Source organism: Rhodococcus sp. P3_B8 (genome assembly GCF_056402775.1).
In genome coordinates this window covers 1-8,798 of the sequence record NZ_JBFUGT010000272.1, presented here as the reverse complement: position 1 = coordinate 8,798, position 8,798 = coordinate 1, and the positions used below count along the sequence as shown (strand labels likewise).

Annotated in this window: 14 protein-coding genes and 1 pseudogene; 2 read left to right on the top strand and 13 right to left on the bottom strand. The window is 66.8% G+C overall.

The window, feature by feature from the left end:
- The 4 genes from gvpJ (AC1D1G_RS36845) to AC1D1G_RS36830 all read right to left on the bottom strand — a co-directional run.
- The coding region (gene gvpJ / locus AC1D1G_RS36845) for a gas vesicle protein GvpJ (RefSeq protein ID WP_477956002.1) at positions 1–88 on the bottom strand (88 nt) is incomplete at its 3' end.
- 288 nt (positions 89–376) lie between these two features.
- On the bottom strand, positions 377–652 hold the full coding sequence (locus tag AC1D1G_RS36840) for a hypothetical protein (protein WP_005570326.1): 276 nt from the start codon (positions 650–652) through the stop codon (positions 377–379).
- Between the two features lie 257 nt (positions 653–909).
- Positions 910–1,266 carry a hypothetical protein gene (locus tag AC1D1G_RS36835; protein ID WP_005570324.1) on the bottom strand — a complete coding sequence of 119 codons (357 nt, stop codon included), beginning with the start codon at positions 1,264–1,266 and terminating at the stop codon, positions 910–912.
- On the bottom strand, positions 1,263–1,397 hold the full coding sequence (locus AC1D1G_RS36830; RefSeq protein WP_477955999.1) for a hypothetical protein: 135 nt from the start codon (positions 1,395–1,397) through the stop codon (positions 1,263–1,265). The genes AC1D1G_RS36835 and AC1D1G_RS36830 overlap by 4 nt, the downstream gene beginning before the upstream one ends.
- Before the next feature lie 782 nt (positions 1,398–2,179).
- Between AC1D1G_RS36830 and AC1D1G_RS36825 the strand changes: the two genes are divergently transcribed.
- On the top strand, positions 2,180–2,428 hold the full coding sequence (locus AC1D1G_RS36825) for a hypothetical protein (RefSeq protein ID WP_477955998.1): 249 nt from the start codon (positions 2,180–2,182) through the stop codon (positions 2,426–2,428).
- Between the two features lie 73 nt (positions 2,429–2,501).
- Here AC1D1G_RS36825 and AC1D1G_RS36820 read toward each other — a convergent pair whose 3' ends face one another.
- Positions 2,502–2,819 carry a hypothetical protein gene (locus tag AC1D1G_RS36820; protein WP_043791742.1) on the bottom strand — a complete coding sequence of 106 codons (318 nt, stop codon included), beginning with the start codon at positions 2,817–2,819 and terminating at the stop codon, positions 2,502–2,504.
- A 252-nt stretch (positions 2,820–3,071) separates the two neighbouring features.
- On the opposite strand from AC1D1G_RS36820, the gene AC1D1G_RS36815 reads away from it, so the two are divergent.
- Entirely contained in the window at positions 3,072–3,719 is a 648-nt protein-coding gene (locus AC1D1G_RS36815; protein ID WP_082320729.1) for a TetR family transcriptional regulator, read from the top strand.
- Between the two features lie 66 nt (positions 3,720–3,785).
- Here AC1D1G_RS36815 and AC1D1G_RS36810 read toward each other — a convergent pair whose 3' ends face one another.
- From AC1D1G_RS36810 to AC1D1G_RS36775, 8 genes and pseudogenes are all read right to left on the bottom strand, one after another.
- Positions 3,786–4,088: a hypothetical protein gene (locus AC1D1G_RS36810; protein ID WP_477955996.1), complete on the bottom strand. Its 303-nt coding sequence runs from the start codon at positions 4,086–4,088 to the stop codon at positions 3,786–3,788.
- A 218-nt stretch (positions 4,089–4,306) separates the two neighbouring features.
- Positions 4,307–4,717: a PAS domain-containing protein gene (locus AC1D1G_RS36805; protein ID WP_477955994.1), complete on the bottom strand. Its 411-nt coding sequence runs from the start codon at positions 4,715–4,717 to the stop codon at positions 4,307–4,309.
- 318 nt (positions 4,718–5,035) lie between these two features.
- Positions 5,036–5,503: a DUF4190 domain-containing protein gene (locus AC1D1G_RS36800; RefSeq protein ID WP_005570317.1), complete on the bottom strand. Its 468-nt coding sequence runs from the start codon at positions 5,501–5,503 to the stop codon at positions 5,036–5,038.
- A gap of 338 nt (positions 5,504–5,841) precedes the next feature.
- A complete protein-coding gene (locus AC1D1G_RS36795) occupies positions 5,842–6,069 on the bottom strand; it encodes a gas vesicle protein GvpG (protein ID WP_043791731.1) in 228 nt (75 codons plus the stop codon).
- 3 nt (positions 6,070–6,072) lie between these two features.
- Positions 6,073–6,885: a GvpL/GvpF family gas vesicle protein gene (locus AC1D1G_RS36790; RefSeq protein ID WP_477955992.1), complete on the bottom strand. Its 813-nt coding sequence runs from the start codon at positions 6,883–6,885 to the stop codon at positions 6,073–6,075.
- A complete protein-coding gene (gene gvpJ, locus AC1D1G_RS36785; RefSeq protein WP_005241539.1) occupies positions 6,885–7,250 on the bottom strand; it encodes a gas vesicle protein GvpJ in 366 nt (121 codons plus the stop codon). The genes AC1D1G_RS36790 and gvpJ (AC1D1G_RS36785) overlap by 1 nt, the downstream gene beginning before the upstream one ends.
- A gap of 311 nt (positions 7,251–7,561) precedes the next feature.
- Entirely contained in the window at positions 7,562–7,978 is a 417-nt protein-coding gene (gene gvpJ, locus AC1D1G_RS36780; RefSeq protein WP_133988162.1) for a gas vesicle protein GvpJ, read from the bottom strand.
- Positions 7,975–8,798, bottom strand: a pseudogene (locus tag AC1D1G_RS36775) (hypothetical protein); the annotation flags it as partial. The gene gvpJ (AC1D1G_RS36780) and the pseudogene AC1D1G_RS36775, both read right to left, overlap by 4 nt.

The window sequence follows — 8,798 nt, the reverse complement described above, 5'->3', positions numbered from 1 at the left end:
CGTACGCATCGATCACCAGGCCCTTGTCCAAGATTGTGTCGATGACATCGGCCAGGCTGCTCGAACTCGGACCACCCGCTGTGGTCATCGCTGTGCTCCTCACTTCCGGCTCCCAGGTGTTTTCGCCTGGGCGCGCCGATCCCGACCGACCGCGAGTACCCCACCGACCTTCCCCCTGAACAGGGCCCCGACGACCGCGAGCGTTGGCGGAGTCGGCGGCATCGCCGATGCCGCCAGCGCATCAGCCTCGGCCCACGTCCGGCGGCCGGACGCAGGGCCCGGGGCGTGCCTCGGCCGCCGCTGCGGCGTTCGAACCGCACAAAGCCCTCGTCGATCACGCCGCCAGGAAGGTCCGCTTGCGAGGTGGTCGGCGCTCTTATCCGACAACGATGAGTACGCCGATCACCGCGACCGCGAGTGCCGAGGCGCCGACGCAGGTCATCCATGCCGGCACTGCAAGCCGGTGCCAATCGTGAACCCGGGACGCCGCGTCGACGGTGCGCAGCGGTGACTCCGGATCCGCGGCGGCAGTGTCAGCTGATCGGTGCACTCGGCGGCGGGATACGGCGTCCGCGGTGGCCGCGACGCCGACGGACGCGACGATCACCACCAGCGTGGCCACCAGGACCACGACCATCCAGGGCATATTCATTCCAAGCACTTCGGATCTCCTGTTTGTGTGTGGTGTCCGCCGCTCACCGCGATCGGTTCCGCCTACCGGTCCCGCCGCCTCGTGCATCGCCGAGACAACCTCCCGTGTTGCTCGGCGTCCACGCTCCATCCCACTCGTCGACGCCCGAGACCACCTTCGAGCAGGAAATTCGCCGGGGCGCGGGGAGATCAAACCTCCCCGTGTGGTTCAGATCACTGGCCGTCCCGGCCTGGTAGGGCGCGATGAGCGCAACCCGTTCACAGCGGTGCGCCCGGGGACTTGCGTTCGCGGCGGCGACGTTGGAAGCGCTCCCGCTGTTCGTCGAGGAGCAGAACCCCTCGCCGCTGCGTCTCGTGAGAGTCCCGGGCGATCACCGTCCGGACGAGCACGATGTGCCGATCCAGGTCGTCGGCTCGCCGGGCCGCCTCCTCGTCGTCGAGTAGCCGCGCGGCCAACCGGTCGCAGTCGATGAGGAGTTGCTCATACGCCAATCGTGTCGAGGCCTGCTCGTCGAGCCGGGACAGCACGCCCCATTCCGCCAACTGCAACGGTATGCGGGCCAGGTGGTAATTGAACCGCAGAAGGGCCAGCGCCGGGCCGCGCAAGGTTGTCACGATCGGGCCGCTATCCGGCACTCGTGCACGTTGCGCAGCGCCCGGAGCACGGCCACATCCCGGGGTGTGGTCGCGTCGTCGAGTGGCGGATCGGCCGCGGCTGCCGTTGCGGGGTCGAGTCCGATCGACATAGCGGTCCTCTCTAAAAAAAGGAATACCGGCCACCTTTGGTGGCACCGGAATGCCCGGAGACCGAATCCAAAGTCGCATGGGCAATAAACCGTGATGGTCGAATCGAAATTGTTCCGCACGCTGCAATCGTGAATTGCGGGATTGGTTGCGCCCGACTCGGCGGTCACGGTGCCGGCTCTTCTCGCCGGCCCCGTCGATATACAGGTACCGCGGCGCGAAGGTTATGCGAGGCTGCTGCGCCCGAGTCCCCGCGACGGTGTGGATCAGGCGGTGGTGTACACGCACGTGCTGATCAGGGCGGTAGCCCGGCCGCCCCCAGGCGAGTCGGGCCACCGCTGTCCCGGATTGCCCCGTCGGTCAGCTCAGCCCGATGCCGCCGCCGAAGGTGACGCTCAGCCACTTCAAAAACGCCTCGAACGCGACGCTGAAGTCGATTCCTGCAGAACCCATCAGAATTCACTCCTCCACTGGTGATGAAAATCCACGGGATCGTCGATCGCCGCTTACACCATTTATCGCGTTCGCAATCTCGAGACGTTTCACCAAACCCGAGAATTCTCACATATTGAAATTTAACAACCGTCCACATTGCTGGACAATTGATCAAAATCGCCATTCCAGTGAGCGTTCGTGTGTTTCTCGTGTTTATTAGAGCGAATTGTGAGCAACCAGAGAAACCCCAGAGGCGTGTGAGCGGCGCACCGTCCCCGGGAGCGCCGGATGATGCTTCGCCGGCGAGGTGCTTATGATCCGGGTCGTAGCGAGCGGAAGGTGCAGACCGATGCCCGAGAAAAAGCACAAACCGACACCCGAGCCCGGCCCACTGGGCACGGGCGCACGAGTGCTGGTGCGCCGGCCGTCCGAAGCGGACCAGACCGGGCAGATCATCGAGGACTACGCCGAGCTGACCGACACCGACGAACACGGGCACGCCTGGGCACCGGTGCACCGGTGGGCGGTCGCCCTCGACGACGGGCGGCTGGTCTTCGCCGACACCGACGACCTGACCGCGGACCCGAGCACGCAATGATTCACCGGGTAGACCGGCCCTGGCCGGTGGAACAACCWGCCAGGGCCCGTGCCCCCGGGACCGACCAACCGGGTTACTTCACCGCCACGCTGCCGGTGAAGAAGAACGGCGCCGTGCCGCCGAAGCAGAAGACGGTCACGTTCGATCCCTTCGCGAAGCCACTCAACTTCCCGACCCCGGGCGCGAAGGCTCCGGTCTTGAAGTTGAAGCCCGAGTCGAATCCGAAGCAGGTCCAGTTCTCACCGGCCGGCACAGTGACGGTGATTTCGCCTGTGGTCCCTGCCGTGACGCTTAGCGCCGGTACCGCGGCGGCGGTACCGCCCGCGAAAACCATCGCGGGCGCGATGACCGCCGACGCGATGGCGGTGCGTACCGCGATCTTCTTCTTCATGATGCTCACCTCATTCTGAGAGTCCCCGACTCTTGCAGCGAACGGGTGGCGGAACGGCCCCCACAGCACCTCTGGGCGCCGATTCTGGCACCCGTTCTTGTGAACACGTCAGGATTGCCCCGAAAAACAGCAGGTGAAACGGCGAACGGCGTCGAAGCTCGCGTACGCAGCAACCTCTCCGGCGACGGCTGACGGTGCCCGGGTCGTCCGATTCGTCTGCTGGTGGGACGTGCGAGCGCATACGATCCGCTGATGCAGTGGCTTCCCGCGGATGTACGCCGTGGACAGCTCATCGATGCCGCGCTCATGCTCGCCGCGCAACAGGGTGTCGCCGCGTTGACCATCCGCCGCGTAGCCGAGGCCGGCGGGGTGTCGCTCGGAGTGGTGCACTACCACTTCGAGGACAAGGACGAACTTCTCACCGCGATGGCGGAAAGCCTGATCCTCGCCATCAGCGAGTCGATGCGCACGGCGTTCACCGACCTCATCGGAACCGCGCACCCGCGCGGCATCGAGGGCCTTCGTGAACTCCTACGGGCCGGCATCGGGGGCCTGTGGCCAATCATCGAGGCCACCCCCGACCACCAGTTGCTCACCTACGAGATCACCGCGCAGGCCCTCCGGCAACGCGGGGCCGGCCACGCCGCGGCCGGGGCGATCGCCGCCCGGCAGTACCGCACCATGGACACCGAAGCGGTGGCATTCCTCGACCTGTGCGCACACCGGGCCGGCGTCACCTGGAGCACGCCCGTGGATCAGGTCGCCCACTTCGCCCTGGCTGCGCTCGACGGACTGGTGATGCGCTGGCTCGTCGACCGGGACGGCGACGCCGCCCTCGCCGCACTCGACGACCTGGTACAGATCATCGCCACCAAGGCGGTTCCGGATCGGCCCGGATGACCTGTAAACCCTCGATCCCGATGTTCGAACACACGTCGGCAGCGTTCGATGGGTGGTAGGGAGTGATCATTTCCGATCACTCCCGGGCGCCGAGGACGGTCCGGGCATGGTGGTGTGGATGCGTTGTGCTCGCGCGTTTTCGTGGTCGACGATCACGTCCTGCCACTGACGGTCCGAGCATGCGCGGTCCGGCGCGCAGGGATGAGGAACCCCGAGCCGGGCGCCGATCTGTGCCCAGGACGCGCCCTGTGTCAGGGCGGCGGTCACCGCCCGGGCGAGGAGTTCCTCGCCCAGCTCCCCGGGCGGGGCGAGCTGAGTGCGATCGTCGTCTCGGTGCTGCCGCCGATCCTGCCGGGGGTCTGGCGCCATCTTCGGGACTGTATCGGACCCCCAGCCGGTGACGAGGCGACGTTCGCCCGCGGCGAAGTCGGAGCGCCGGCCACCCCAGTGAAGGACGTGTCGTTCGAGACTGGCGTGCCGCTCCCGCAGTGGTAGTCGACATCGACCGGGAGATGCTCGCTCATCTCCGTGCGCGGCGGCGCCCCGCCGCATCGGGCACTGGCCGGCGACCGACGCGATCGCGGCCTTTACCCGAAGTTCGGTGCGTGTCCGCCGTCCCACAGTTGCTCGGTCACGTCGTGGAAGCAGACGAGCAGCACCGGGTCGTCCGCCCGTGTCAGCACGGACTTGCTGATCGCCGCCCGCACGGCAGAACCGTCTCGGTGCGTGAGTGTCACGATCGTCCCCGCCGACTGTTGCAGATCCTCTGCGACCGGCCGCGGAGGGGACGCCGTCGGGAGCAGATCGCGTATCGATCGCCCCGAGAGCGCATCGTGCGGATACCCCATCATGGCCTCGAACGCGCGATTGACGTGCACGATGTGACCGTCGCGGTCGACGGCGAGCACCGGCACCGGGAGCCGTTCCAGCAGCACCAGCGCGGGAAGTCCTTCGAGGTAGCCCAGTGCGGTATCGGGATCCGCACGTCGTCTCTCCATAATGATGTATCGAGGGTGCGGCCTCGCTGTTACCCCCGACGCTGGAACACTGGCAGCGGCGGCGACCCCTCGATCGGACCACATCGAAACCCCGGCCGCCCCGGTCCGTCGTCGCGGCCGAGGGTGTGAGGAGCGACTCGGGCCCGCCGGGACGTCATGCAGCGTCGTCCCGCCGCGCGACGAAGCCCCCTTCAGCGGCCTATTTGGGGAAATTGTTCTCGCAGTCAACATATTTTACGGCCATCTCTCCCGATGAGTCCCTGCTCATCGGTGGACTGATCGAGACGTTTCTCGTGGCGCTGGGTGCCGTGGGTGCTGTCAGGGCTGCGGGACCTCGACGTGGTCGGGGAGTTTGTCGCGCATCTGGTCCACCTGCTGCTCGATCCGGTCGACGGCACTGTCGTTGTTAAGGACGGTGACCACGCCGGCGGCGAAGGCGATCGAGATGACGATCGCCAGCGCGCTCAGCACCAGGCCGGCGATCGCCACACCCTTCCCGGTGATTCCCACCCGGCGGGCCGCCCGCACACCGAGGACACCGAGGATCAACCCGATGATGCCCAGGACCAGTCCGATCGGGGACAGGATCACGATCAGCACACACACGAACGCGGCCGTCCCGACGGCAAGCGCGAACGCCGCGGCCGCGCTGGTGCGGGCGGGCTTGGTCATTACCCGCTCCTCCACCGCGACCGGGCGGTCGTCGACGACACGGCGGTCGTCGACCCCGGGCTCTATCCGCCGCGGGTCGTCATCGTGTCCCGGTCCGGTCAGTGGTCTGCTCATCGCTTACCTCCGTGTCGTCGATCCGCCGCATTCGGTGCGGGCGGCACACCCCTTCGCTGCTCGGTATGCCACCCACAACGCATGCCCAGCTCACGGGTGTTCCAATCCGACGAGCCGGCCACCGGGCGGCCGTCACCACGGGCGGCGGTTTCTACGGGGCGTGGGAGGATGCCACCGCTGCGGCGATCAACCGATCCCTGAGTCGACGACGTACGCCGCGCAGCGGGTTGCTGCCCTACGGCTGCGGGAACCGCGGCAAGCGCTCCTGCAAAAGACATGACAGTGGGGTGCCGCGGAATCGGATGGACCCTGCCCCCACCGCCCCAGCGGCGTAATCCCTAGGGCGATCCCGTCATCCGGTCGATGAGCGCCTGTTGGGCCTGCTCCTCCTCTTCGGCCGTGATCTTGCCCGCAGTGCGGGCCTCGTCGAGTTCCTCGAGTGCGCGGCGGATTGCCGCCGGGTTGTGCATTTCCTCCTCGACCTGCCGTTGGATCAACTCCGCCAGCGAGATCACACCCTTCACCGGTTGGAGTGGCAGCGTGACGATGGATGACAGCAGTCCTATGGTTCAGCCCTGCCCGGCCGGATTCTGTGTGACCACGAAGTCGTAGGCGGCCATGGGGCCGAGCAGCTTTATCTCGACCCGGCCGTTCCACTCCTCGGCCAGTTTTCCCACAGCCTCTTCGAGTTGGTCCTGCCGGTCGACGTCGGCGAGGACTGCCACCTGGACGGCTTCTTCCTCGTGCGTGGGTTCGCGGCGGTTGACGGAGTCGGTGAGGTCGCCTAGGGCCTCGACCGTCTTGCGGGTGTCTTCCTCGCGCTTGCCGGCGATCGCGTTGTTCACCAGTTCCCCGAGTGCCATCCGCGCCTGGCGGCCGGCGTCCTCCGACTTGTCCCGGATCTCATCACGCATCTGCGCGGCCTGCTCGTTCTCGTCGAGGATCTCTTGCAGGATCGCTTGCTCCACGTAGCGGCCCTTGACCACGTACTGGGCCTTACCTTCCAGTTGTTCGAGGGCCGCCGCGAACTCGTCCGCATGTGCCGAGAGCAGTTCCTCCTTCACGGCGTCGGTGTCGGTGAGTACCGCCCCGAACCGCAGCGGCAGCACCGGCGCCACCCGGGACGTCCCGTCCAGCACATTCGCGTGGGCTCGGAGGTCTTCGGGTTTGCCGAGTGGACGGTCCACGGACATTGCGCTCACCAGGGCGGCGATGTCACCGTCCGTGACGATGTCCACCTTCCCGCCGGAGACCCCGGTCGCGTCGTCCCCGGGTTCGACGTCGGCCGGGACGATGCCGTAGACGTACACCCCCGCCGTCTGCTTCTTGTCCGACTTCTCTGTGTTCTCGCTCTTCTGGTTCTTCGTCTGCTCTGTAACCATCACCTGTCACCTCGAGTCGACTTGCGCGACACCCGTTCCCGTTCCGGTTCCTCTTGCCCGCCCAGTAGGCCGCCGAGCTTCTCTTCGATGGCGCTCTTCGTCTTCGACTTCGCAATCTTTTCCGTCCCGCCCGACACCAGATCGGACAGCCCCTTCGGTTCGCTGCCGATCGCGAGCCGGTTCGCCGCCTCCGCGAACCGCAGGTAGGTGTCGACGCTGGCAACGACGATGCGGGCGTCGATSGTCAGCAGTTCGATGCCGACCAGCGAGACCCGCACGTACGCATCGATSACCAGGCCCTTGTCCAAGATTGTGTCGATGACATCGGCCAGGCTGCTCGAACTCGGCCCACCCGCGGTAGTCATGCTCGTGCTCCTTGCTCCCCCGCTCTCGCCCCACCGGGAACGCCGGTGTGCGGGCGGGGCGGCGACGTGTGGCGGTACCGGTCGTTCCTCGGCCCGCTTTGCGCTCTCGCCGTCGCCTCGTCCAGCTCGCCCCTGTGGCATACCCGAAGTGGAGATGTACGTGCGGACTACCGGACTACCCGGATCGGCAGTTGTTCAATCGATCAAAGATCGTAGGGGACTGAGCAATTCGGAGCGTCCACCCCTGCCCGAAACGGTCCGACCGGTCGGCTCCTCGGGTGTGTCGTTGGTCTTCTGTTCCCACGTTGACATCACCTATCCTCGCGCGTGGACTTGCGTGAAACCCGTTCGCGCTGAGGTTCTTCCTTCCCGCCGCCGAGGAGGTCGCCGAGTTTCTCACCGGCGGCCCCGAGTGCGCCCTGGGCTTTCGATTCAGACTCGCTCTCGCCGCCGCCCCCAGCCAGGTCCGTCAGGCCCTTGGGCTCGCTGCCGATCTCGAGCCGGTTTACCGCTTCCGCGAACCGCAGGTAGGTGTCGACGCTGGCGACGACGACGCGGGCGTCGATGGTCAGCAGTTCGATGCCGACCAGCGAGACGCGCACGTACGCATCGATCACGAGGCCTTTGTCGAGGATGGTGTCGATGACGTCGGCGAGACTACTGGAGCTGGGCCCGCCGCTGACTCCCCCGCCGCCACCGCCACGACCTGCGGGTTGTATCGACGTCATCGCCGCGCTCCTCGCTTCGAGGCGGCCGACTTGGCCGCAGTCTTGCGCGGGCGGCCCCGGCGTGCCGGAGGCTTGTCCTCACTGGCGGACGCCGTCTTGCGCGGGCGGCCACGGCGTGCCGGAGGCTTGTCCTCACTCGCAGACTTCGCCGCGGTCTTGCGCGGGCGGCCACGGCGTGCCGGCGGCTTGTCCTCACTGGCGGACGCCGTCTTGCGCGGGCGGCCACGGCGTGCCGGCGGCGGCGATGTTTCCTCCTCCTCGTCTTCGTCTGTCTCCTCCGGCTCCTCAGCCTCGTCTTCGTCTGTCTCCTCCGGCTCCTCAGCTTCGTCCTCGTCCGTCTCTTCCGGCTCCTCCTCTGTCTCCTCCGGTTCCTCAGCCTCGTCCTCGTCCGTCTCCTCGTACTCTTCCTCGTCTGTCTCCTCCGGCTCCTCGGCCTCGTCCTCGTCCGTCTCTTCGTCCTCGTCTGTTTCGGTGGGCTCCTCGTACTCGTCCTCGTCGCCCTCGTCCAGCTGCGCGTCGTCCTGCTCGTCCTCGTCGGGCTGGGCTTCGTCCTCGGCCGGTTCCTCGTTGTAGTCCTCGGACTCCTCGGGTTCGACTACCTTGCCGTCCCGGATTTCCCCGCGCCAGCCCTCGACTTCGTCGGGATGGAGAACGGACTGGGTCAAGGACGACGAACGCGCTTGGAGTTGAAGCACTTCGGACGCCATGTCATGACCCAGTCCGTTCTCCATCCCGACGAAGTCGAGGGCTGGCGCGGGGAAATCCGGGACGGCAAGGTAGTCGAACCCGAGGAGTCCGAGGACTACAACGAGGARCCGGC